The organism is Psychromonas sp. L1A2 (genome assembly GCF_009828855.1).
Lineage (GTDB): Bacteria > Pseudomonadota > Gammaproteobacteria > Enterobacterales > Psychromonadaceae > Psychromonas.
Window position 1 is genome coordinate 16,708 of sequence record NZ_WUAG01000002.1, and the last position, 25,392, is coordinate 42,099.

General features: G+C 36.0%; 14 protein-coding genes and 1 pseudogene. 8 read left to right on the top strand and 7 right to left on the bottom strand.

Annotated features, from left to right (window positions below):
* Positions 1–470 precede the first annotated feature (470 nt).
* The 5 genes from GQR59_RS10585 to recC form a co-directional block, all read right to left on the bottom strand.
* Complete coding sequence (locus tag GQR59_RS10585) at positions 471–1,094, bottom strand: MarC family protein (RefSeq protein WP_160062592.1); 624 nt, start codon at positions 1,092–1,094, stop codon at positions 471–473.
* Between the two features lie 403 nt (positions 1,095–1,497).
* Positions 1,498–1,959: a Cys-tRNA(Pro) deacylase gene (gene ybaK, locus GQR59_RS10590; RefSeq protein WP_160062594.1), complete on the bottom strand. Its 462-nt coding sequence runs from the start codon at positions 1,957–1,959 to the stop codon at positions 1,498–1,500.
* 126 nt (positions 1,960–2,085) lie between these two features.
* Positions 2,086–4,197 carry an exodeoxyribonuclease V subunit alpha gene (recD, locus tag GQR59_RS10595; protein ID WP_236546734.1) on the bottom strand — a complete coding sequence of 704 codons (2,112 nt, stop codon included), beginning with the start codon at positions 4,195–4,197 and terminating at the stop codon, positions 2,086–2,088.
* Positions 4,194–8,144 carry an exodeoxyribonuclease V subunit beta gene (gene recB, locus GQR59_RS10600; RefSeq protein WP_160062596.1) on the bottom strand — a complete coding sequence of 1,317 codons (3,951 nt, stop codon included), beginning with the start codon at positions 8,142–8,144 and terminating at the stop codon, positions 4,194–4,196. The genes recD and recB overlap by 4 nt, the downstream gene beginning before the upstream one ends.
* Before the next feature lie 2 nt (positions 8,145–8,146).
* Positions 8,147–11,599 (bottom strand): exodeoxyribonuclease V subunit gamma, encoded by a 3,453-nt coding sequence (recC, locus tag GQR59_RS10605; RefSeq protein ID WP_160062598.1) that lies wholly within the window; start codon positions 11,597–11,599, stop codon positions 8,147–8,149.
* 470 nt (positions 11,600–12,069) lie between these two features.
* Here recC and GQR59_RS10610 point away from each other — a divergent pair, with 470 nt between their 5' ends.
* Both GQR59_RS10610 and GQR59_RS10615 read left to right on the top strand, forming a co-directional pair.
* The gene (locus tag GQR59_RS10610) at positions 12,070–12,360 is read left to right on the top strand and encodes a hypothetical protein (protein WP_160062600.1); all 291 of its coding nucleotides are present in this window, start codon (positions 12,070–12,072) and stop codon (positions 12,358–12,360) included.
* A 201-nt stretch (positions 12,361–12,561) separates the two neighbouring features.
* Positions 12,562–13,095: a HEPN domain-containing protein gene (locus GQR59_RS10615; protein WP_160062602.1), complete on the top strand. Its 534-nt coding sequence runs from the start codon at positions 12,562–12,564 to the stop codon at positions 13,093–13,095.
* Between the two features lie 955 nt (positions 13,096–14,050).
* Here GQR59_RS10615 and GQR59_RS10620 read toward each other — a convergent pair.
* Positions 14,051–15,073, bottom strand: a pseudogene (locus GQR59_RS10620) (IS110 family transposase).
* Positions 15,074–15,915: 842 nt separating this feature from the next.
* On the opposite strand from GQR59_RS10620, the gene GQR59_RS10625 reads away from it, so the two are divergent.
* The 6 genes from GQR59_RS10625 to GQR59_RS10650 all read left to right on the top strand — a co-directional run bounded on the left by GQR59_RS10625 (position 15,916) and on the right by GQR59_RS10650 (position 23,208).
* Positions 15,916–16,287 carry a type II toxin-antitoxin system RelE/ParE family toxin gene (locus GQR59_RS10625; RefSeq protein WP_236546735.1) on the top strand — a complete coding sequence of 124 codons (372 nt, stop codon included), beginning with the start codon at positions 15,916–15,918 and terminating at the stop codon, positions 16,285–16,287.
* The gene (locus GQR59_RS10630; RefSeq protein WP_160062604.1) at positions 16,280–16,582 is read left to right on the top strand and encodes a helix-turn-helix domain-containing protein; all 303 of its coding nucleotides are present in this window, start codon (positions 16,280–16,282) and stop codon (positions 16,580–16,582) included. Before GQR59_RS10625 ends, GQR59_RS10630 begins: the two co-directional genes overlap by 8 nt.
* A 566-nt stretch (positions 16,583–17,148) precedes the next feature.
* Entirely contained in the window at positions 17,149–18,615 is a 1,467-nt protein-coding gene (locus GQR59_RS10635; protein WP_160062606.1) for an anion permease, read from the top strand.
* A 762-nt stretch (positions 18,616–19,377) separates the two neighbouring features.
* On the top strand, positions 19,378–21,531 hold the full coding sequence (locus GQR59_RS10640; RefSeq protein WP_160062608.1) for a transporter substrate-binding domain-containing diguanylate cyclase: 2,154 nt from the start codon (positions 19,378–19,380) through the stop codon (positions 21,529–21,531).
* A gap of 394 nt (positions 21,532–21,925) precedes the next feature.
* Positions 21,926–22,879 carry a DnaJ C-terminal domain-containing protein gene (locus tag GQR59_RS10645; protein WP_160062610.1) on the top strand — a complete coding sequence of 318 codons (954 nt, stop codon included), beginning with the start codon at positions 21,926–21,928 and terminating at the stop codon, positions 22,877–22,879.
* Complete coding sequence (locus GQR59_RS10650) at positions 22,876–23,208, top strand: chaperone modulator CbpM (protein ID WP_201288089.1); 333 nt, start codon at positions 22,876–22,878, stop codon at positions 23,206–23,208. Before GQR59_RS10645 ends, GQR59_RS10650 begins: the two co-directional genes overlap by 4 nt.
* Positions 23,209–23,632: 424 nt before the next feature.
* Here GQR59_RS10650 and glgC read toward each other — a convergent pair whose 3' ends face one another.
* The gene (glgC, locus tag GQR59_RS10655) at positions 23,633–24,895 is read right to left on the bottom strand and encodes a glucose-1-phosphate adenylyltransferase (protein ID WP_160062612.1); all 1,263 of its coding nucleotides are present in this window, start codon (positions 24,893–24,895) and stop codon (positions 23,633–23,635) included.
* Positions 24,896–25,392: the final 497 nt, after the last annotated feature.

The following is a 25,392-nucleotide window of genomic DNA, read 5'->3' on the forward strand; positions in this document are numbered from 1 at the left end:
TGTTCATGCTAAAAGATAGCAATAAACAATGACATAACGTTAATGGCAGATTATTTGCTTTGATAAGGTTATTGCAAATTGGATACTTTATATAGGTGCATTTACATACCCATTACCATTCAGTAATCAGTAATCAGTAATCAGTAATCAGTAATCAGTAATCAGTAATCAGTAATCAGTAATCAGTAAAGTGAACAGAAGCTAGGCAGAAAGTGAAAGTTATAACGGCTTAAATAGACACTTTCTAACAATGAAGATGTTTATTTCACTGCTTCTCCTCTGAGCCGTTAGCTTAAAAACCAACGCTGCGGTGCAACCTTCAATAAGGACTAGCCATTATCATCAAGTTACGCCTTGATTTGGAGTGCAAGTTAACGACTGAACAAAGCACCTTGAACGCTAACGGGAATATTATGGAAAATAATCACTAGTGTCGCTTTATAAACACCAGTGATGTCATTAATGGTCATTTAGTGAAGTAATAACGACTCAACAAAAAAGCCTTGAATGCCTGAGAATACAATTTGTGCACCAATAGCCGATACGAATAAACCCGTTATTTTTGGTAACACTTCTAAACCTTGTTGCCCAAGTAAACGCTGTATTTTACTTGAAAAGAGTAAAACAATAGCTAATGAGGCAACAGCAGCAAACAATGATAAACAAACAATCACCGTATCCATCACGCCGTTTAATTCTGCTCCCATTACCATTAAAATACCAATCAGACCTGGGCCAACAGTGACGGGAATGGCCAACGGCACTATCGCAAAGTCAGCGCTACGCTTAATGGTATTTTCAGGGCCTTCTGGCACTTCAGTTCCGCCTTTAATCATTTCCAATGCACTTAAAAATAATACAGTACCGGCGCCGATTTTAAAGGCATCTAAAGTAATGCCAAATAAGCTGAAAATATACTGTCCAAAAACAAGGAAAACTAAGCTAATAATCACCACCGTCACGCTCAATTTTAAAATCACCTTCTTCTTTTCAGATGAACTTAATTTTTTGCCTAAAATCAGGAAAACAGACAACACAAAAAAGGGTGTCATCATAAAAAATAGTTTTAAATATAGGGTAAAAAAGTGTTCCATTTGCAATCTCATTAACAGTATAAAAGTGGCTTAAATTCACGACTAGGAATTTTCAGCGCGATGCTAACACAGAGTGATTTATAAGATCTGAACTATTTTACAAAAAACTAATTTTCGATGATCGGTTTATGATTAAAATCATAAAAAAACCACTACTTTGGTATTTAAACAACTGATATAAAATAAATAGAGAAGGAAATAGAGAGGGGCTTTAATAAATAAAATTTAAAATCTTTTATTTCGATATAGCAATCACCATTAAAACACTTTGATTCAGATAATAAGTACATAACTTAAAATAGCTAAATAACTAAATAACTAAATAACTAAATAACTAAATGTCAGTCTTTCAATTGTAAAAGCCACATAAAGGTTAACTGAAGTTTATTACTATCTCTTATTACTATGTTAAAGCCACAAACTCAGCAGATAACATATCAGCAAGATCTTGTGCTTTTAATTGTATTTCTAAACCTCTTTTACCCGCGCTGACATAAATGTCTGGATGGTCCGTTGCCGTACTATCAATCAAGGTTGTTAAGCGCTTCTTTTGCCCTAACGGACTCACGCCACCTAAAACATAACCTGAAGAGCGTAACACATCATTTTTATCAGCCATTTGTGCTTTTTTGCCTTTCAAAGCCGATGCGACAGCTTTCAAATTTAACTGCTCCGTAACAGGTAAAACCGCCACGACTAACTGCTTATCAACTTCAACCACTAAAGTTTTAAACACTTGTTGTGCATCGACATTCATTTTCTCAGCGGCTTCTAAACCATAAGATGCATGCTTTTTATCATGTTTATATTGATGAACCTTAAATGTGATTTTATGTTTTTCAGCTACTTTAATCGCAGGTGTCATAATCTTTATTTGCCTTTATTGTAAATCTAATTTTACTATCGCTTAATGCATATCTAATCAACGACTGTTTAATACTTTTCAAAAAACGAGTGTCATTTTAATTTGGGTTTTAAATCGTTTACTAACTTACTGTAAAGTCAGACGCTCTGTTAAACGACTATTTCGACTTGCTCTGTTTCTAACCGAACTAGCAACCAATGATAAGTCAGCGATTAATGTTAACTGCTTTTTAGCACGTGTAATACCAGTATAAATTAACTCTCTATTCATCACTGGTAAAGCGTAATCTGGTAATGCTAATAACGTATGTTTAAACTCAGATCCTTGGCTTTTATGTACGGTCATCGCAAATACGGTTTGATTCGCTGGTAATCGACTCGGTTGAAAATCAGCGACTGAGCCATCAGGCATCACAAAATACACTCTTAATTGGCCAGTTAGATCTTGTAAGCACAAGCCAATATCACCATTAAATAATCCAAGGTGATAACTATTTTCAGTGACCATCACTGGGCGTCCGATATACCAAGTTTGTGTTTGGTCAAATCGTCGCGCTAGCAAACCTGCTTTTTGTAATATCTTTTCACAACGATGATTTAAATTATCAACGCCCCACTCTTGCTCTCGAGTGGCACATAATATTTTAAAATCATTAAATTGTTGTAGCAATTGTTTGGCACGTTCTCGGTTATCTTCATTAATCACAGGTAAATCTGATAAATAAGGTCCATAACCGTCAATGACTAATTGCTCAAAGATAGTTTCACTTTCTGCGTCATTTAAATAATGGTTTAAATCATCATATTTAGCACACAAAGCAGCTAATTTAGCAGCGGTTACGCCACCTTTATTAATAGCAGAAGCTAAATAACCAATACCTGAAAACTGATCAAAACGATAACTTTTTTGTAATAAACATAAATTATCAGACATGCTCACTTGCGTATGCTTTGCTTGATCTAGTAAACAATCAAACCCTGTTAAGTCGACTAATTGCTGCGCTTTTTGCTGACTATAACCAGATTCAATAAACGAACAGATATCACCCAATACCGCACCGGCTTCAACAGAGGCTAATTGATCTTTATCTCCTAGCAATATTAAACGCGCATGATCAGGCAACGCGCTTAATAGTTTGGCCATTAATGGTAAATCAACCATGGAGGCTTCATCCACCAGCAGGAGATCTAACACTAACTTGTTATATTCATTGTGACGGAAATGCGCACTGTTATTTCGTACACCTAATAATCGATGAATGGTGCTCGCATCAGTAGGAATATGTTGTGCGACTACTTTATCTAAAGACAAATCAGATAACGCATTGGTAATCGATTCCGTTAAACGTGCCGCAGCTTTACCCGTCGGGGCAACCATTTTAATAATCAAGTCAGGCTGTGAATGTAATAAGAGCGCTAATAACTTCACAACAGTTGTGGTTTTACCAGTACCAGGGCCACCAGAAATAACACAGCGAGCAGAAGTTAGCGCTAGTGCCGCACTTATTTTTTGCCAATCACAACGAACATGGTTAGTAATCAAAGACGCTAAGGGTGCTAAGTCATCCGCTGATGTTGCATTGTTAAAAACAGTTTGTACCGATGGCCAATCCACCACCGCATTATTAATAACGTCTAAATACTTTTCACATAAAGCTTGAACAGATTGAGTGGACTCGTTTTGCCATGCTTGCCATAAATACTGATATTGTGGTTTGAATAGTAGCTCTAAGTATTCTTTACTTTCATCACTTACTTGCACTGCGATAGGTTGTAATAACTTATCTGAAATGAGTTGTTCAAATTCAGCATAACGCGCCATAAATAAAGCATTATATTGCAAACGCAAAGGTGCATCGTCACCGCAACAGAGACTTTCATTTAATAAAGCATGTGTTTGTTGAAGATCATGAAAAATACAAGATATTTGCAAACGTTCACTTTCTGCTTGTGAATCCAACCCCAACTGCAAACAATGCTGATGGAATAAATTACCTATTTTATCGATGGGTAAACAAATATGCCCACCACCAAGCTGTTGACTGACTAATGCCGATGCTAATTGCATTAAGTTATCCGCGCCTAATTGCGCCATAAATTTAGCAAAGTGAAAATCAATAGGACGAATTTGTTGATTTAACTGCCATTGTTTTAACAGAGTGAGCATGCCATCTGTTTTTGCAGCATCAAGCCCATGACTGCTTATTACCGAATCAAGACTATTTTTAGTATCACTCATGACAAATCCTCTAACAATTGTTGCGCACTTAATTCGCCACTTAATAACTTATCTAATTGTTCAATTAACTCGAAAGCGGGCTTAATAAAATAAGACCCTGCATTTTCTTCACCTTGCATGCCACGTAAGAAGGTATAGAACACGCCACCGATATGTGTTTCATAATTGTAATTATCTAAACGTGATTTTAATAAACGATGCAATGCCAATGTGTACAACTGATATTGGAAATCATAACGATGTTCAATGATCGCCTCTGCCATCGCGTCATCATTGTAATCTTGCAAGCTATCGCCTAAGTAATTTGATTTATAATCCAATACAAAATATTGCCCTTCGTATTCAAACGTTAAATCGATAAAGCCTTTTAACATTCCCTGCACTTGATTGAACTGCAATAACCCGGCACGCGCAGATAATGGGTCATAATGCATGATCAGCTTATTAATAGAGGACGCTTCAATCGGTTGCATCGGAATAAAGAACTGCATCTCTACTTTCTTTTGCTGCTCTGTTAATGACGATAACGTTAATTCAGGATACTCACTCGCCACTAAACGATGTTCTAAAATATGCGTGATCCATTGGCTAACAATCGGCGCCCACTCTTCTACAGGTTCATAATTATTAATGGTTAAGCGCTCTGTTAACCATGGAATTAATTTATCTGACGGGCTATCTTGAAAATCGATTTCTTCAAATAGTTCATGTAAGAATGTCCCGTGTTTAGCGCCTCTCGGAAAGTTAAACACATTATAAGCTGAGACTTCTGTTTGTGGGTCTTGAGGCAAGCCCGATGGCGAAGCAACTAAAGGTAATGAGCTTGCTAAAGATGGCTGAGATAAAATATCACCTGTTGCTTTGACACTTTCCTGTGGGATTTTCTTAGTGTTTTTATCTTCAATAGTAGGCGCGCTGTGGAATCGAGATAAAGCTGAGTAACTTGTTACCCACCAGTTTTTCTCAATCGCCCCCGTAAACAGCCTAGGAGCAATTAATTGTTCAGGAGACTGACTCAAGGCTTGATAGGTTTCAGTCATTAACGCTGGCGCATTACGTAACCCGATATTTTCTGACATATCGCATACACTTTGTAATAAACGTTTTAAGTTTTGGTCATCACCCGCTTGTAGTTCTTCACCGGCTTTAATAGATAAATAACCCAATGCACTTTTAGTGAGTGGCGTCGCTTTAGAGCGCCCTTTCTTATACGGCCCAATCCCTAAGTAACAACGATACACACTGCGTGTTAAACCAACGTATAACAGACGAATATCTTCCGCTAAAAGTTCTTTAGCCGTCAGCTCTTTATTCGCATCGTCCGCTTCTAAATCAAATACCAAACGTTGTTGATTATCATGGAATAAACATTCTTTAGGTTCACGATATAAACCACTGAATGGAATAAATACAATATCGTACTCTAACCCTTTGGATTTATGTAACGTACTCACCTGTACTAATTCTTTTTCACTTTCTAAACGTTGTTTCTGTTCGCCTTGCTCGTTTTTAGCATTACTAATTTGTTCACTGAACCAACGTAATAAAGCAAATGAACCTTCATAGACCATGCTATTTTTTTGTAATAACTCAGCAAGGTGTAATAAATCTGTTAAAGCACGCTCACCTTGGTTTTGTGATAATAATTTAGCGCTAATACCTTGCTCATGAAAACACTGCTGCAACATCAATAATATACCGCTGTCTTCCCACACGGTTTTATAACGTGCAAAATCAGCAATTTTCGCTTCCCAACTAGCGGTATCAGAAAAAGTACGATGAATTTGATAAGGCGTAAGCGAAAACAACTTACAAGCAATGGCTGAACGCAAATAACGTTCATTGCTTGGATGCAAACAAGCGCTTAATAAGCGTAATAAATCTTGGGCTAAGGTACTGGCAAATACACTTTCTTTTAGTGACAAATACACACTGTTAATATTTTCTTCTAACAAGGCTTTACGAATAATATTCGCTTCATTACCCGTACGTACTAACACCGAAATATTGTTCGCTAAAATAGGTAATTTATGACCGTCACTATCTTCTAAATAAGCTTGGCCTTGCTGTGCTAACAACAATAACGCTTTAATCTCATTGACTGCTGCTTGTGCGCTAGCATATCTAAATGCATCACTGCTTAAACCGCCATTAATATGCAAAAACTGTAACGCAGTTTGTTGATCATCGTCGGGATTATTAACCACCAGCTTTTTACGTTTTATCGGTGGTGCTTTTACAGGGAAAAAAGGAATATCTTGATCGTAAATAAATGGCGCCGTTTTATGATTAAAGAATCCATTCACCGCATCAATCATTTCAGCACTAGAGCGATAGTTATTATCTAAACTGTAATGCGCAGTCACAGCATTACGCGCTTTCATATAAGTGAAGATATCTGCACCACGGAAACTATAAATCGCCTGCTTAGGGTCGCCAATCATGAACAAACCAGATTGATTAAACAACGGCAGTTCGCCGTTAACATGCTCATTTGAACTAGCATCTTCACCAAGGCCTGTATCACTGTCTTCAACATAGCTGCCTTCAACATAGCTGGCATCAGCATAAATCGTATCAAAAATACGGTATTGTACTGGGTCGGTATCTTGGAATTCATCTATCAAAGCAATCGGATATTGTTGTTTTATTTGTTTGCCTAGATGTCCTTCTGGAGACACTTGTAAGGCATGATCTAAACGCGTTAATAAATCATCAAACCCTAATAGCATGTGCTGCTGTTTAGTGGTTTGTAAGTTATCTTTTATCCAATGCGTTGCTTTAATCAATAAGGTATTTTTGATTGAGATATCTTGCTTAAGCAAGTCTTCAATTAACACAAAGGTTGCATGTGTGGGTGCTTCACCTTTTTTAGTTTTAGTGTGTAACTCCTCCTGTGAAAATTTAACTAAGTTTTTAGGCAAAGTTAACTCTAAACTATCTGACGCAGCCCAAGCACTCACTTGATCAAACCAATTAGGTAAATTCTTTTTGCTGTAACTGCGTTTATCAACACCAGAATGCGTAATGATATCTTGGTAATCATCTTTATCAGCATTCCAAGCTTGTTTCACCTCGGCAATTACATTTAAGCTTTTTTCATATTTACTTTTAAAATCAAAATCAGTAATCGCAGGAATAAAGGTTAAATCATTACGTGACAACCATTGCTGTAACTCAGATTTAAGTGCTTCAGGATGCGCCCAATAACTATAAATAACTTCAGTTAACGGCGTAGAGAGTTGGTAAAAATGTGCTCGCCAAAAATCATTGCACGCTTGGCTTAAAATATCAGAGTCATCTTCTAATAATGTTTGTTGAAATAAACTGCCCGATTCAAAGGCATTTTGTTGCAACATACGTTGACAAAAACCATGAATCGTAAAAATAGACGCTTCGTCCATTTGCAACTCTGCAAAACGTAACAAACGAATATCATGCTCAATACTGATGCTGTCTTCAATTAATTGCTGGCAGTAATCATCTTTACTTGAACCAGCAATAAAAGCTAAACGGGTTTCACGAATGCGTTCGCGTATACGACTTCTTAATTCCGCTGTTGCCGCTTCGGTAAAGGTCACCACTAATATTTTATCAACGGTTAAGGGGCAATGATGCGCTGTTTGCTTTTCTTTGTTTTCATCAGATTGATCATGCTCTAACTCTTGCTTACCATGCCCTAACTCTTGTTTACCGTGTCCTAACTCTTGCTTACCATGCCCTAATAAAAGACGAATAAACAAGCTGGCAATAGTATAGGTTTTCCCTGTGCCTGCAGAAGCTTCAATTAAACGACGCCCAAATAAGGGGAAGGTCAACGCTTCTAAAGGCGTAACTGAAATATGGCTGCAGCTCTCAGTTAAATTACCGCTAACATCTATACCAGTGTTTCCACTTTCACTATTAGCATCAAGGCTAAGATCGAGGTTTAGATTATATTCACTCATGATTATTCTCCGCCCCATTGCTCATAAATTAAATCATTCAAATTACATAATAATGGCATAAATACCTGTAGTGCTATCGACTCAAATTGTTGCCAATGATCTTCAATATTTTCAAAAACACGATTAATGTAAGGGTCATTTGCTTCCGCATAACCACGGCTATTATTAAAGACTTTTAACGCCGCTTGTTGGCCAGCAGCGCGCGTATCAAAACTTAACTCATCTAGCACAAAGACATTTGCTTGTAATTTACAAACCGCTTCACACCACTGGTAAGCACTTTCCACAAAGAAAGGTAACGCTTGCTGTAACCCCTGTTGATATAAAGCTAATAATTCAGCTAAACGCTGATGAGCATAATCAGCGGGAATTTCCTCAAAATAATGCCCTTTTGTTTGACCAAACAAGGTCGCGTTAAGGTGTTGACCATGCACGATGCAATAACTTAAATGCTCCACCCATAAATTAAGCAGATCTTTTCCTTTAATATTGCCCGGTTTAATACGCACTAATCCATTTTCACAATGGTCATCAAGCGCGCCCACTAAACGTTTTTGGTCAAACGGAATATCAACATTTATCTGTTCAATATCACCAATAAAGTAACCGCTGTAAACGCCTGCTAAATCGACCATGACTTGTAAGTCTTTATTAAAAATCAATGTCGCAAACTCACCCACGGGTAATTTACCTTGTGCTTGTAAACCCACGTATAAATCCGTTAAAGCTTGGTCATCGAGTCCATTTTCAAATTGTTGTTTTTTGAGCATGTATTGCTGCAAATTATCCAAAGCAAAGGGTTCATCATTTTCTTGGTCAATGTCATCAATCTCAAAATACACATTTAAACCTTGATTAAAAAACGCCTTACAAGGATTTTGTAAAAATCGAATCAGCGACGTTAACTCTATCAACTCACTTTGTAATAAAGGCAAAGGTTGATTAATCTCAGCTTGATCCGCCGATAATTGAGTAGCGGCATTCCACCAAGATTGTTGATAGGTAATTTGCTTACCTTGAAAATACTGTTCACTAAAACTTTGCATTGGGTAATGATGTATTAACGAAGCCAATAACTGTTTTTCCAATTGGCCATTATCCAATGATTCGCTCTCAAGCAAACTTTCATGCTGGCTGGTTAATATAAAGCTCTGTTGAATATAGTTAAGCAGCTCGCTGACTAACACGCTCGGCATTTTTTCACTGTTATCACTGATATCTTTACCGATGTAACTAACGTAAAAATTTGATTGTGCCGATAACAGCGCCTCTAAAAATAGATAACGATCTTCATCTCTGCGTGAACGGTCACCACGTTTTCTATGGCCGACCATCAAATCGAATCCCATTGGTAACAACGAACGAGGATATAAACCATCATTCATGCCTAACAGGCAGACCACTTTAAAAGGAATCGAGCGCATTGGCATTAACGTACAAAAGTTCACCTGCCCTGCTAAGAAACGTTGGCTATTCGATTGGCTAGACAAATGCTCTTGTAAATATTCAACCAATACCATTAACGATAAAGGCTGATCGAACTTAGCCTGTGCAGTTTGCTCCGACAACATTTGCATTTGTTGTCGTATTTGGCTGAACAACACACTATTATCTTCATCTTCAAGGTAGAAATCGTCGATTAAGTGATTAATGAACAGTTGCCACTCAGCACAACTCACTTCTTTATTTAAATTCGCTTCTAAATCAATCAAGGTATCAATAAATTCAATAAACCGACCGAGTAAATCGCCTTGTAAACCTTGTACTTCATCGTAAGGGGCAATGCCTTCAAAAAGATTGTCACTCATGGCATAACCCAACAACATACGTTTTAAACCAAACAGCCAATTATTTTGTGTTAACGCAGGGAGTTCCCACTGTGTCGCGGATTGATCATTAAGCCCCCATCGAATACCGCTTTCGGTGATCCAATGTTGTAATAAATCAAATTCAGATTGCTTGATAGAGAATCGATTTAAAATCGCAGGTACTTCTAATAATGCTAAAATATCTTCTCGCGTATAACGGCTTTGTTGTAAATTCAACAATTGTAAAAAGCTCGCTAAAATCGGATTTTCCTGTTGCGCACTGACATCAGAAATAGAGAATGGAATGGTAATGCCCGTGCCAGAACGGCTAAATACCGCTTCTACATAAGGCGCATAAGCATCGATATTAGGCACCATCACAATAATATCTTTAGGGGTCAGCTTAGGATCTTGCTCAAACATGGTTAATAAGTTGTCGTGTAATACTTCGACTTCTCGCATCACACTATGGCAAGCATGTAAGCTCAGCGAATTATCATGGTCATCAATTTCAATACGCAGTGAGGGATCTTTTAATGTCTGCGTTGAGCTATCGGTTAAATCTAAAATATCAGCCTGTAAATTATGTAATAAGCTGTCACGGTCAATATCAACAAAGGCATCAATTTCTTGTTGCTCAAGGCTATACAGTTGATATAAAAAATCACGTCCCATTTTACCCATTGAAGCCAATAATGGGTTACCCACTTCACTTTCAATATCGCCACTGCTCGCCCAGGCTAAATGCGCTTCATCTTTTTGCCAACTACTTGCTTTTAACTGTTCAACTTCGCCCGCTTTCACACTCACTTTAGGACGAGACTGAGCAAAACGTTTCGCTAGTAGTTTAGGGTCAACAATGTCTCCCCAATAATAACGACAAGGATTCGTTAATAGAAAATGCACATCACAATGTTCAGCTAACCCTAATAACGCTTGCAGGTAAGATTCAGGCAAAGAAGAGATACCAAAAACAAAAATACGTTTTGGCAAATGCGTTAACTGCTCGGTAGTTTTAGTCGCCAACGTACTTAAAAAGTCTTGGTACAAACCTGCACGATGATAAGCTTTACCTTGAGATTGGAACCCTTCTTTAATGCTGTTTACTAATAAACGCCATAACTTAGCCTGCCAAAGATGTGTGTCTAGCCACTCTGGTTGTAAATGATCTAAGCTGACTTGGCTGTCTTCCAATGTTTCCCAATTATCAATCCACTCTGGGCGATATACTAAATATTGGTCAAATATATCGGCGACTTTCCCACTTAACTGGAAACGTTTGCGCAGGTGTTGATCGTCTTCTAAATACTCTTTTAACGCACTAAAGTCTTCGTCTTCTAAACAATCAGGCAATAACTTCATTATTTGCCACGTCATCGATTGTTTATTGAATGGACTGTTATCAGGCACATCGTCTAAAACATGTTTAAACTGCTGCCAAATAAAACTCGCCGGTAACGGGAAATCAATATTCGCTGCGATACCAGTAGATTGTGCAATCTCCAATTGCAACCATTGCGCCATACCCGGGCTTTGCACTAATACGGTTTCATTTTCAAAAGGATGGCTCAAGGGAGATTGTTTCATGAGCGCTAGCAGCAGGTCTTTAAGCAAGCTTATTTGATTGGAATGATAGACTTTAAACACACGCGCCACCTTTTGAGAAAGTTGTTTTTTAGCTGTTTATTATAGTAGCTCTAAAATACCATAACTATCATAAGAGTAATCAACAGAGTGATGAAAAAAGTAAATTTAATCATTGGGTTGGGAAGTTAAAAATAACTAGCTGCTTTACCCCTGCTTTCTGTAACAATAAATAAAGCCGACTCCTTTTAAAAATTGAATATTGTTTTATAAGCCAATAAAAAATAGCGCACGAAATAAGTCAAAAAATAGAACATAAATACAAATCATAATGTTCAGTATTTCCGATGTTAATACGGATCTTTACTATCGTTCCACATGATAACTTTTTTAGTTTTTATGTTAATCGTTTGATTAGTCTGTTAAATTTAACCTTCAATATCAAATTCAAATAATTAATAGCATTCTACATAGCCACTGGAAATACGAAATAATTTTGGTTAGTTATGCTATTACAAGTCAATGGAGCTTCAATGAAATTACGTACTTTTGTAAAAGAAACACTAAAAGATGTTCTTGGCGGTATCCATGATGCTCAAACTGAAATTGAACACGGAGAAGTTGTTCCTTTAATAAATGAAACCGATTGGAAAGGCTTAGAAACAGGATTAACTAGTTTCCAAGCAATTGAATTCGAAGTATCTGTTAATGCTGTCGAAAAAGAAGGTAGTGAAGCTAAATTAAATGTTGTAGCAGCCGTTATTGGAGGACATGTAAAAGGTGATAGCTCAAATGTGGCAGAGCATACTGCAAAGTACCTGTGAAATTACCATTATCAAGTAAATAAACTTATTAAATCTAATATAGAATATTGTTCTATTTTGTTCTTAAAATAAAAAATTACGCAAAAAAGCTTCTAACATGTTCTGTAGTTTACGAGGGCGTTAAGCTCCTAGAATAACTAGTTTTTCTTAACATAAAGAAATCCTACAGCTTTGTTAAATACCAAGGAGATACCCAGATAAATGTCTATTTCATTAAATAATTTTAAACTTGCAATATCAGATGCAAAAGAGCTAGCTGAGTGTTACGACTTATTGAATACTAAAGATAATATATCGCCACCTGAAGCATTAAAACGTGCAGCATTAATAATGACGATGACCGCTTGGGAAACCTATGTAGAAGATATTGCAACTGAGCTATTTACTAATAAATTTGGTGTCCTACAAGGTTGTCATATCGGTAATTATCTTGATCGTCAATTCACATTAAAATTGAAAACATTTCACAATCCAGGCTCACAGAAGACCAAAGAGATCTTTGAAGAGTTTTTTGGAGTTAATGTTACTGAAAGCTGGGTTTGGAATAGCTACCAAACACCAAAACAAGTTAAGCAAACTCTTGATGCTTGGTTAAGGCGTAGAGGCGAGGCAGTTCATCGTTCTCAAGTCGATATTACTAAACCTGATTTGATTAAAAGAAATGAATTAGACAAATGTGTAAGATTTATATCAGATCTGGTCGAAAGAACAGATAAAGCTTTAGAGTCGGTGTAGGTGTAGGTGTAGGTGTTTCAAAGAAATTATCATGCAATTTAAATTTTTAGCAATCATATTATTAAGTTTAATGAGTAGCTGTCAATTTACTCCCCAAAAGGTCGAGTCAGAAAAAGATTTATTAATTGGAGAGGATTCTTCAAATGTAAAAGTCCTAATTCGACAAATAGATAAAGGCGAAATATTATGAACTAAGAATTATCAATTAGGTACTACAGCGTCTATCGAAATAGGCACTCATACAGTTTCAATAATATCTGAATTCTCACACTCATGGGGTAAAGTATTGTCTCCTGGTAACCTGGATATTAATATAAAACCAAATGCCACTTATAAAATTTCAGGCATTCTTTCAAAGAGTGATGATACATGTTTAGTTTCAACTAACATCAAATAAGATGATCAAGAATTAACATTTACATATTAGATTTTCTGTCTCTGTTCAACATTTTAACTAAAAAAATGGTGCTAGATGTACCTATAAAAGTAAAAAATATTTAACACCATTCTTGCGCATATAAAAATCACTGGACATATATGGTCACTCTTTGTAAATCAAGATTAGATTGATTTTTATTTGCTGCTTAATAATCGATTATGTACAGAAGACTCGTCCCACTTATTAATAAAGGGGTGTTTTCCTGGTTAAACTTGTCTTTTGTACAGGATCGTTTTAGTCGATAAATCACCTTTGTCTAAACTGCTCTTTACATCATAGAGATAACGGTTTCTTGACATATATCCGGCGTCTTAATGGCTACTTTATGGGAAGCCGCGCCCTCCTGAATTCCAGAAGAAGTCTTACTCGCCTTTGCACCCATTATGCCTTAAAAGGCAGAAGTCCAGCTGAGGTTCCGAGTAAGACAAACCGCTTTAAATCATCAATGCTTATTACCGTTTAGGGTGGTGGATTAATTAAATCGTTTTTCATATTCTATCTGTTCATTGTGCTTTATCATGCACAAGCTTTAGTCACATCAAAGGGCTGTTTAGTCGTTAATACCGACCAAATTATTCTGGCTAGCTTATTCGCCAAAGCAACCACTGCTTTACACCCATGCATTTGCTCTTTTAGAGTTTTCAGCCAACAACTCAATACATCGTCTTTTTTCTCACACCAGTTCAGTACCGTGCGCGCACCATGAATTAGATACTTTCTAAGCGAACTATTGCCCCGCTTACTTATTTTACCCATTCGATTTGTTTCACCACTAGCATATTGTGTCGGTGTTAGGCCAATCCAAGCGGCTAGCTGCCTGCCATTTTTAAAGGCCCCCGCATCACCGACTGATGCCATTAAAGCGGCTGAAATAATGGCCCGATACCTGGTATGCTTTGTAACAATGCATATTCATCTTTGTCTTTAATTAGGTCGACAACTCTGTTTTACTGCTTCAATTTGAACACTTATTCGTTGTATATTACGATAAATACGTAGGATAAAACTGCGTGCTATCGACGTTAATTCATTATTCGCATCTTCAACGATATCAGGTACTGCGTTCATCAAAGTCGTGATACCCGTTCCAACCACTACACCGTATTCAGATAATAAACCTCTTAACTGATTCACGTCACCCGTTCTTGTTTTTACCAATCGTTCAGCAATCCGTTGTAGTGATTGAATGTCTTGTTGCTCTGTCGATTTAACCGCAACAAAACGAACTGTTGGTCTTAATGAGGCTTCAGCAATAGCGAGAGCATCATTGGCATCATTTTTATTGCCAATCACAAAAGGTTTAACGACAAAAGGCGGAATTAATCTGACAGTATGCCCTAGCTTTTCAATTCTTCTTCCCCATGGATTTGAGCTATAACAAGCTTCCATCACGACTAACGTAGGTTCAAACTGCCTTAGTTCGTGTAACAGTTCAGAGCGTTTTACTTTTTTGTTAAACAGCACTTTTCTATTTTCATCTAATACACATATTTGAAAAATATTCTTTGCTAGGTCGATACTAATTACGCTACATTTCATTTTGGTCACTCCATGGTTAGATTGATTTGCTGAACACTTATCCAATCTTGGCACATTGTGATGCCTTCGTGGAGTGACCATCTCAGCATCCACTTATTGAAGTAAGCAATATCAAATAGTTACAATAAAACCTTGCCCAATGTGGCTGCAACTCCCACACCGTTGAACTTTCCCAAATCATTCATTGATTTTAGCAAATGCCAAACAGGATGTTTGGCTTAGGCTCGTTCTGGCCATGGATGCCCAGCAAGAGCCGGTGCGTTATAAAAGCAATGAAGGATTTGGATCAGAAAGTGATTCGGTGGTCAGTTTCTTTGAGTTCTTTGTAGGTATAGGTCTTTTCTGATAAAAGAAAGTTTGGTCGCCGCTAGGGCGAAAAAACTGACAATAAACATCAAGCAGACTGGACGAGCACAGACGAGCTAAAAAAAAGTGCCTGCAACTCCCCCACCGCTGAACTTTTCCAAATAATTCATTACTTTTAGAAAATGCCAAACAGGATGTTTGGCTTAGGCTCGTTCTGGCCAGAAAAAGTGCAAGGCTCCCATTAATTTTGATAGCTAGAAAACACAACTTTATCATACATATTGGTCTACTTTATTAAGGTTGAAATGGTCACTCTACGAAGGGATATAATTAAGTTATCAAAAACAATAAAATATATTTCAACTAGTATTATTTATATCGCAATGCACATATTACTTAAATTCAAGAATTCAAGAGCGGTAATAAGTGGAGATAAGTCTTTAATCAACTCTGTTACCACCTTATTTTTACTCTTATTAAATTCAATTTTTATATAAGTTTATTTATATTGAAAACATACCCTGCTGGAGTATACTTTGATCTATAAAACCAAGGTTTTTGCTTCTTTAACAAAAAAAGAAGCTTTATCTGATAACGATCTTATTAATGCCTGTAAAGAAATGAGCCAAGGGCTTTTTGATGCAGACTTAGGTGGTAGTGTTTATAAAAAACGTATTGCTGCTGGAAATAAAGGGAAAAGTGCCGGCTATCGAACCATTATCGGGGCTGTTATCAACGATAAATATTTTTTCTTATACGTCTTTGCCAAGAGTGATAAAGCGAATATTAATTCTAAAGAGAAATTAGCACTAAAAGAGTTAGCTAAAGAATTTTTGGGATTTGATAAGAATGCACTAAACAAACTTGTAAATGATGGCGAACTTATTAAGGTAGAAAACGATGAGTGATATTTTAAAAGCAGTACATAAAACAGCTAAAGGCTTACAGAAATCTGGTTCGATAGATAAAACCACTATGCGCAAGTTTGATGCACTTTGTTTAACTAGTGTGCATGAGTTTACACCAGATCAGGTTCGAGCACTCAGACTTAAAAATAAACTTTCTCAACCCGTATTTGCTCGTTATTTTAATGTGAGTGACAAGTTAGTAAAGAAATGGGAACAAGGAGACAGTAAACCAAGAGGTGCGGCCTTAAAAATGCTATCACTCGCTGAAAAAAAAGGCCTTGATATTATAGCTTGATCAGAATAAAAGTACTGGACAGTAACTAACTTAAGCAATGAATATCAATTAGATACAATAAGACCTTGCCCAATGTGGCTACAACACTCTCACTCTTCAACTTTCCCAAATACCCCATTGCTTTTAACAAAGCCAAATAGGATATTTGGCTTAGGCTAGTTAGTAAAGCAATGGATTATTTGGATCAGAAAGTGATTCGGTAGTCAGTTTCTTTGAGTTATTTGTAGGTATAGCTTCTCTGCTGGCAAAGAGAAAGTAAAGTCACCGACAGGGCGAAAACACAGTCAATAAATATCGAAATGACTGGATGAGCGCAGACGAAAAACTTATCCTCCAATCATGAAAGGAATCAAGAAACCAATACGGCTATGCCTATTTTTTCTTTTTAAGATTTTCAGTAAATTAAAATCAATCACAGTAAATGACACCTCCTCCTAAAAATACAAAACCTGAACTCGATAACGCCTTATTTCATGATGTGGATCATTCCCTGTGAAAGTAAGCAAGTTACTATCATATTAAACTTTCTTACTGACGGGTAAGAGGTAAAAAGTTTAGGATATTATATGAAAGTCACTGATGTTCGTATTTTTCCAGGGTTAATCTCCATAGCGGTTATTTTATTACTTTGGTTTTTTATACCCGTACCCGATGGTGTTTCCGATAATGCATGGCACTTACTGGCTTTGTTTGTGGGGACAGTAGTCGCAATTATTGGTAAGGCAATGCCCATTGGTGCCGTAGGTATTCTGGCCATCACATCAGTGGCACTTACTGGCGTCACCAGTGATAACCCTTCCATCGCAATTAAAGATGCATTGAGTGGTTTCTCAAACTCGCTTATTTGGTTAATTGGTATTGCCATTATTATTTCCAGGGGATTGGTTAAATCAGGTTTAGGCAATCGTATTGGTTATTATTTTATTTCTGTATTTGGTAAAAAAACCATCGGTATTGGTTATGCATTAGCGCTTTCTGAATTAGTGATTGCGCCAGTAACACCCAGTAATACTGCTCGTGGTGGTGGCATTATCCATACAATTATGAAATCAATTGCGACCAGCTTTAATTCTTCACCTGAGCAAGGAACATCTCGTAAAATTGGCCATTATCTTGCTCTGGTTAACTATCATATTAACCCCATTACTTCCGCTATGTTTATTACAGCAACCGCGCCAAACCCGTTAATTGTAAAACTGATTTCAGACGCGACAGGTTCAAGCATTAATATTACTTGGGGAACTTGGGCATTGGCTGCGCTTTTACCTGGTTTAGTCTGTATTGCCTTAGTGCCTTTGGTCGTTTATCTCATTTACCCACCAGAAATTAAAAGCACACCTGATGCAAAAAGGTATTCTCAAGCCAAACTTAAAGACATGGGTAAGATGTCCTATAACGAAAAAATCATGATTGGCGTTTTTACTTTACTACTCACTTTGTGGGCTGGTGTACCAGCGATGTTGTTTGGTCCAGATTATGCAGTCAATACAACGGCCGTTGCTTTCTTAGGGTTGTCTATTTTATTGATAAGCGGTGTGTTGAGTTGGGACGATGTACTGAAAGAAAAGTCAGCTTGGGATACCGTTATTTGGTTCTCGGCATTAGTGATGATGGCAACCTACTTAAATAAACTCGGTTTGGTGGAATGGTTCTCACACATAATGGGCAGCAATATTGATCGACTTGGCTTTGGTTGGATTACTTCTATTGTTATTTTAGTTGCTGTGTATTTTTACGCACATTATTTTTTTGCTAGTACGACCGCACATATTACTGCCATGTTTGCTGCTTTTTATGGCGCAGGTTTAGCATTAGGCGCACCACCTTTATATCTTGGTTTATTACTCGCGGGAGCATCTTCGTTGATGATGTCGTTAACACATTATGCAACAGGCACCTCCCCCATCATTTTTGGTTCAAGTTATGTTTCCATGAAGGATTGGTGGTTAATGGGCTTTATAATGAGCATCGTTAACTTATCTGTCTGGGGTATTGTGGGTGGACTTTGGTGGAAAGTGTTAGGATACTGGTAAAAGTACTGCGAAGATCTTGCGGACAAGTATTGCCTTTTTATTTTAAGTTAACCATAAGACCTTAGCAAATTTGACTACGTCTATTCACCCCATGAAAAAATCAACTGGCTCAGATGTTTCATATTGATGAAATATCTCGACGACTTTTATCAATAAACGTCTATAGATGAATTTTAACTTATCTTGCTCATGGTTGACCTAAAAAATAGTATTTTTTAAAAAATGAAATACCTAACAACTTTTATTAAGCACTAAATAATTAGTTTGAAGCTTAATGAGCTTATCAATAATGAATGACTAACTTTCTAGGAAAGAAGTAAATGAAATTTTCGACTTTAATAAAAAAGGCATTGGATAGTCACTAATTTAAGTAATAAATATCAATAAGTTACAATAAAACCTTACTCAATATGGCTACAACTCCCCCACCGTTGAACTTTCCTAACCAATTAAAACCTTTCAGTAACAACAAACAGCCACAACTGTCTCTCATTAACTTTGATAACCAAAATATCCCTTTCTCATACTGCAGTTTGACATCATCGAAAGATTTAACAAAAATTAATAATGCAAATTTAAAGCGTTATATTTCTGTAGTGCTATAGTCTTACTGCATTGATTTGAATCGTATTTTTAAAAATATCCATTAACTTAACAAAACATTAACGTTTTTGGACTTCATATCCTCAGCACGCTATTAAATATTTTTAAACTTTTCCTTTTAAAAAATATTAATAATCTACATCTGACAAGTAGAAAGTAATGAATAAAATAATAATATTAATGACAATAATATTTAATACATCGGCGTTTGCAGCAGAAGAAACTAACCTTTTTACTGCTTCAGAAAAAGCCTATATTGCATCACATGTATTTACGTTAGGCACTATCTCCGATAATTACCCGTTTAACTTTGAAGATAAAGGGAAATTATCTGGTTTTTCATATGATTATATAAATTTAATAAAGAAAAAAAGCGGATTAAAGATAAAAATTGAGGTGGCAAGCTGGACTGAGACGCTTGGCAAATTTAAAGCTAAAAAAATTGATTTGATTGATCTTATCTCTTACAAAAAAAGCAGAGAAATATTTACAAATTTTACAAAGCCTTACTTTGAAATACCAAGCGTTGTTTTTGGTAGAAAAGGTGAGTTCAATAATTACCTCGGATTTGAATCTTTAAAAGGTAAAAAAGTTGGTATCACTAAAGATCTTTATTATTACGATGAGATTAAATCTTTGAATCTTTTTGATATTGTCATCTTTGAAAATTCAAAAGAAAAATTGAAAGCATTAGCCTATGGACAAGTAGATGCAGTATTTAATAACCTCATTACAGGTCAAAGGCTTATTAAAAATTTTGGGTTTTCTAACATAAAAATCCTTGCTGAACTTGATAGCCATCTAGTAAAAAAAGAAGACCTAAGATTGGGCGTGAAAAAAGAAGATAATATGTTATTTTCAATAATAACAAAATCCATAAATTCAATTTCAAGAGAAGAATATGAGTCGTTAATTGATAAATGGTTTGCAGCTAAAGAAACAGTAACATTAACTGATACAGGTTTGGTATTAACCGAAGAAGAAACAAATTTTCTTAAAAATAAACAAGTAATTACTATATGTGTCTCTCCAGATTGGCTTCCTTTTGAACGAATCGATAAAGAAGGAAGCTATAAAGGTGTTGGTGCAGATATTACTAAAATAATATCAGAAAAAATTAATACACCTTTTATTTTAGTACCAACTAAAAAATGGTCTGAGTCACTACAAAATATAAGAAATCGAAAGTGTGATATTTTACCTGTTGCTATGGATGTTCCCTCTAGAAAAAATTCAATGAATTTTACAATTCCTTTTATATCGGAGCCTTTTGTTATAGCCACAAAATCCGAAGAGTTATTTATTAAAGACATTGCGAGTATAGGAAGTCGTAAGATTGGCATTGTAGAGAGTTATGCATTCTCTGAAGTATTAAAAAATAATAATCCGCTACTTAATATTATTGATGTTAAAAGTGCTAAAGAAGGTTTATCTAAAGTTCAGAGTGGTGAGCTTTTTGGGTACATCGATATTATGCCAGCTGTCGGATATAACATCCAAAAATATTCTTTTGTTGATTTAAAAATAGCGGGAAGATTAGAACACAATGTTGATTTGAGTATTGCATCACGAAATGATGAACACCTTTTAAATTCAATAATGCAAAAATCATTAAATAGCATAGGTGAAAATAAGCTTAGAGCCATAGTAGGAGAATGGATTAAAATAAAAGTAGAGCAATCTATTAACTATGAAAAACTTTTTTATATCTCAGCGGCTTTTACTGTTGTATTTTTACTCCTCTTACATAGAAGTCGATCAATAAAACAAACAAATGCGCAATTAGCATTATTAAATAAAGAAATAAAAGAAAAAAATATAGCACTTGAACAGTTAGCAAGAACTGACAAATTAACAGCACTTTATAATCGCGTTAAATTGGATGAAGCATTAATTTCAGAAAGTGATCGGGCTAATCGATTTTCTCATGGTTTTGGAGTTATTCTAATTGATATTGACTATTTTAAGAAAGTGAATGATGAATTCGGTCATCAAACTGGCGACACTGTACTACAAGAATTTAGTCGTATTATTGAATCACACTCAAGAAAGACAGATGTTGTTGGCCGTTGGGGGGGAGAAGAGTTTCTCATTATTTCGCCAGAAATAAACTTAACTGATTTATTATCCTTGGCCAATAAACTACGTAAAGAAATTTGTAGTTATAAATTTGTAAATAATGAATATAAAACAGCTTCTTTTGGAGTCTCTATTTATGAAAAAAATGAAAATATCAATAAATTAATAAAAAGAGTGGATGAAGCATTATACAAAGCAAAGAAAAATGGTAGAAACAGAGTTGAAATTGGTTAAAGTGGCGTGTTCAATCAAGCTATTTGGATATAATTGATAAAGATTTATATCGATATAAACCTTTATCATAGGCCCTATTATTAGAGCTATAGCTACTATTTTTATTTTTCTTTAAGATTAAAAATAAGGTCACGTTTTGCCTTTAATTTAACAATAAAATCTTACTCAATATAACTGTAACTCCACTAGGGCTAAAGCTAAACTTTCCCAAGCCATTCACTACTTTTAGCAAATCCAAATAAGGTGTTTAATTTAAGCATCATTCCTACTGTTTCAGCCGATATAAATCTGTGTATGGCGTGCTATTTTTTCAATAAACCGATAGTCAAAATTCAATTAAGGCGTAAACTTAAATATGTTTCACACATTTGTGATTTTATTTTTAGGTTATTTTATGGAATTCAAAAATTATTATAAAATACTCGGTGTCAGCAAAAATGCTGATGTTAAAGATATTAAAACAGCTTATCGAAAACTTGCCCGACAATATCACCCTGACTTACATCCAGAAGAAGGTGGAGGTGACAAATTTAAAGAAATCACTGAAGCTTATGAAGTATTAAAGGATGCAGGCAGAAGAGAAAAATTTGATGAGCTGCTTGAATATGGAGATCAATCAAGTCAAGGATTTCAGCCTCCACCTGGATGGCAACAAAACCATCAGACTTCTAAAGGAGATCCTGCTGCTGATCAGGACTTCTCAGACTTTTTCAATTCCATCTTTAATGGTGGATTTGATCAATCCCAATTTAATGGTAGAGCTCAACCACATCACGCTAGAGGCCAAGATGTTGAAACAGAATTGGCTATTTCATTACAAGAAACACTACATCAACAAATTAAAATGGTTCACTATCAATTGCCTGTTTCCGAAGGTGGAAAAGTACGCCAGATTAAAAAACAATTAAATATAAAAATACCGCAAGGTGTTATTAATGGTGAGCGTATTCGTCTTAAAGGCCAAGGAAAGCCGGGTTATGGCGGAGGTGAACCGGGTGACCTTTATCTACATATTCATGTAAACAATCATCCCCTTTTTGATGTTAAAAAACATGATTTAATATTAACCTTGCCACTTGCACCTTGGGAGGCGGCATTGGGAACTAAGGTTACCGTACCGACACTCGATGGCAAAGTAACGTTGACGATAGCCGCGAATACTCAATCAGGTAAAAAATTGCGTGTTAAAGGTAAAGGCTTAAAAAGAAAAGATAAGTTGGGCGATCTCTATGTCATCATTAATGTGATTATACCGCCTGTCAGCAATGATAAAGCAAACCAGTTATGGCAAGAGCTTGCAAAAAATTCAGCTTTTGACCCTAGGGTTTCATGGGGAGAATATTTATGATGCGCAGATTAACGGTCATTTCACTCAGTGAATTATGTCAATTAGAAAGAATTGAAAATCATCATATTATTGAAATCGTTGAGAACGGCATTGTTAACCCCATTGTTAATACAAACAGTGCGGATGCTACCGATAACAACAAAAAATCTGATTGGGAGTTTGAAACGGCCAGTGTTTATTGGATAAAAAAAGCAGTACGGCTACACCAAGATTTAGAAATTGACTGGCTTGCGGTGGCCTTGCTTATCGATTTAATTCAACAAAGAGATGCATTACAAAAAGAAAATGCATTTTTTAAACAACAGTTGAGCCGTTTTACTGAGTATTAATAATACGAGAATAATAAACGAGGAGCTTTTAGCTCCTCGTTCCTTCTTATATTATTAATCAGCTTTCTTAATAATGAGTTTCTTAATCATCATCTTTCTTAATAACCAGCTTTCTTAATAATCAGTTGTTTCAGCAGATGAAATATCAGAAAATAAGTAAGCTAACAGTAACAGTCGCAGCTCTCCTCCTCTTATGACACTAAACTTGCCTAACTCGCTATACGCATTAACGTCAAAAAAGCATCGGAATAAAAAGTAGCTACATAAAAAGCACCGATATAAATAAGCATCGATATAAAAACAATAGAAGAGAAGACTATAAAACACTGTTCAACGCGGCTCACCTTTCACCATTGAGCTTTACTAAACGATGGAAGGAGTGAACCATTAACAGGTATGAAAAGTATTATAGAATATAGTATTCCTATTTTTTTAGTGCCTCAATCATGGCGCTAGTGACCAAGGTAATACCTTTTTCAGACACTCGAAATCCTCTCGCAACGTCTTTTTCTCTATCGAAACCAATCGTTAATTCGGCAGGAATGTGACAATTAGCATCTACAATAACTTTAAATAATTTACAGTTTTTACCGATATCACACTCAGGCATTAATACTGATTGTTCAATGACACTATGAGAATGAGTATGTACGCTCGAATATAATATCGACTTACGAATAGTGGAACCTGAAACAATACACCCACTAGCAACCGTTGAGTCCAATGCAGTCCCTCTGCGAGTGGCATTATCAAATATAAACTTAGCGGGCGGTAGCTGACTTTGGTAAGTAAAGATTGGCCATGATTGATCGTAAAGATCAAATTGAGGCTTGGGCTCTATTAATTCCATATTAGCCTCCCACAATGCATCAATAGTTCCTACATCACGCCAATAAGGTGGTTTACTTGCATCTGGATCTTCGATCGGATAAGCAAAGATATCATGCTGTTTAATAATTGAAGGAATAATATCTAAGCCAAAGTCATGCTTTGAAGTAGGATTGAGTGCATCTTTATTTAACTGTTCAAATAGAAACTCTGTATTAAAAACATAATTCCCCATCGATGCCAAACATACACCTGGTTTACAGGGTGTTTCTTTAGGGTTGGCTGGTTTTTCATTAAATGCGATCACTTTATTTTTTTCATCTACCGACATCACACCAAAACTTCCCGCGGCCTCTTCGACACTTGCCTCAATACAACATACTGTCATATCCGCTTTATTCTCAACATGTTGTATCAGCAACTTACCATAATCCATACGGTAAACATGGTCACCCGATAAAATTAATATGTATTTTGGTTTATGGCTGCGAATAATATCTATATTTTGATAAACCGCATCAGCGGTACCTGTATACCAATCGTTTAATTTATGGGGGGATGCAGGAAGTACTTCCACAAATTCTGACAAATCAGCTTTAAAAGTCCCCCACCCGCGGTGAATATGACTAATTAAAGAATGTGATTTATATTGTGTTGCGACGCCAACACGACCGATACCTGAGTTTAAACAATTAGAAAGAGGAAAGTCGATAATACGAAATGTGCCGCCAAAGTAGACCGCTGGTTTAGCGCGGCGGTCAGTCAACTCAAATAAACGACTCCCACGACCTCCGGCTAAAATGATTGCATAGGTGTCTTTACTTAAACTACTGATATATCGATCATCGTTATTTAACATATGTCCTCCAGCTAATTTAAAGATTTTCATTGATATTTTTATCACATCAAGCCTATATCATTTGGCGCTTAATTATTTAAACAAGCAAGCTTAATTTATGAACAATAGAAGGTCTATTGACTTGCATCAATGAAGAGAATAAAGGCTAATTGAAGAGCGTTTTTATGGAGATTTTTATCAAGGAAGTGATTAAGAAAAAGAAGAGTCAGCAATGGCTTACATCACAATAAATAATTCAAGTGCAAGCGACCTAAACAACTCAAAGTCTAATACATGTGGCTTATATAATTTGGCTACCGTTGTTACACACAGAACGACTTATTCCAATAACGCATCACATTGACTACGTAATGCCTCTTAACCAATGTTTATAAATAAGAGGTATTGAAAAATTTGACTAGGGTCTGTTGATCTTTCGAGTTCGTTTTTACAGCAATTTGTTGGCTATTTATACAGAGCTGAGCTTATGTAATGTGGTTGTCCCACATAAATAAGCG

Coding starts and splice junctions, on each gene's coding strand:
- GQR59_RS10585 (WP_160062592.1), bottom strand. CDS start 1,094: ATGGAACACTTTTTTACCCTATATTTAAAACTATTTTTTATGATGACA.
- ybaK (WP_160062594.1), bottom strand. CDS start 1,959: ATGACACCTGCGATTAAAGTAGCTGAAAAACATAAAATCACATTTAAG.
- recD (WP_236546734.1), bottom strand. CDS start 4,197: ATGAGTGATACTAAAAATAGTCTTGATTCGGTAATAAGCAGTCATGGG.
- recB (WP_160062596.1), bottom strand. CDS start 8,144: ATGAGTGAATATAATCTAAACCTCGATCTTAGCCTTGATGCTAATAGT.
- GQR59_RS10610 (WP_160062600.1), top strand. CDS start 12,070: ATGAAATTACGTACTTTTGTAAAAGAAACACTAAAAGATGTTCTTGGC.
- GQR59_RS10615 (WP_160062602.1), top strand. CDS start 12,562: ATGTCTATTTCATTAAATAATTTTAAACTTGCAATATCAGATGCAAAA.
- GQR59_RS10630 (WP_160062604.1), top strand. CDS start 16,280: ATGAGTGATATTTTAAAAGCAGTACATAAAACAGCTAAAGGCTTACAG.
- GQR59_RS10635 (WP_160062606.1), top strand. CDS start 17,149: ATGAAAGTCACTGATGTTCGTATTTTTCCAGGGTTAATCTCCATAGCG.
- GQR59_RS10640 (WP_160062608.1), top strand. CDS start 19,378: ATGAATAAAATAATAATATTAATGACAATAATATTTAATACATCGGCG.
- GQR59_RS10645 (WP_160062610.1), top strand. CDS start 21,926: ATGGAATTCAAAAATTATTATAAAATACTCGGTGTCAGCAAAAATGCT.
- GQR59_RS10650 (WP_201288089.1), top strand. CDS start 22,876: ATGATGCGCAGATTAACGGTCATTTCACTCAGTGAATTATGTCAATTA.
- glgC (WP_160062612.1), bottom strand. CDS start 24,895: ATGTTAAATAACGATGATCGATATATCAGTAGTTTAAGTAAAGACACC.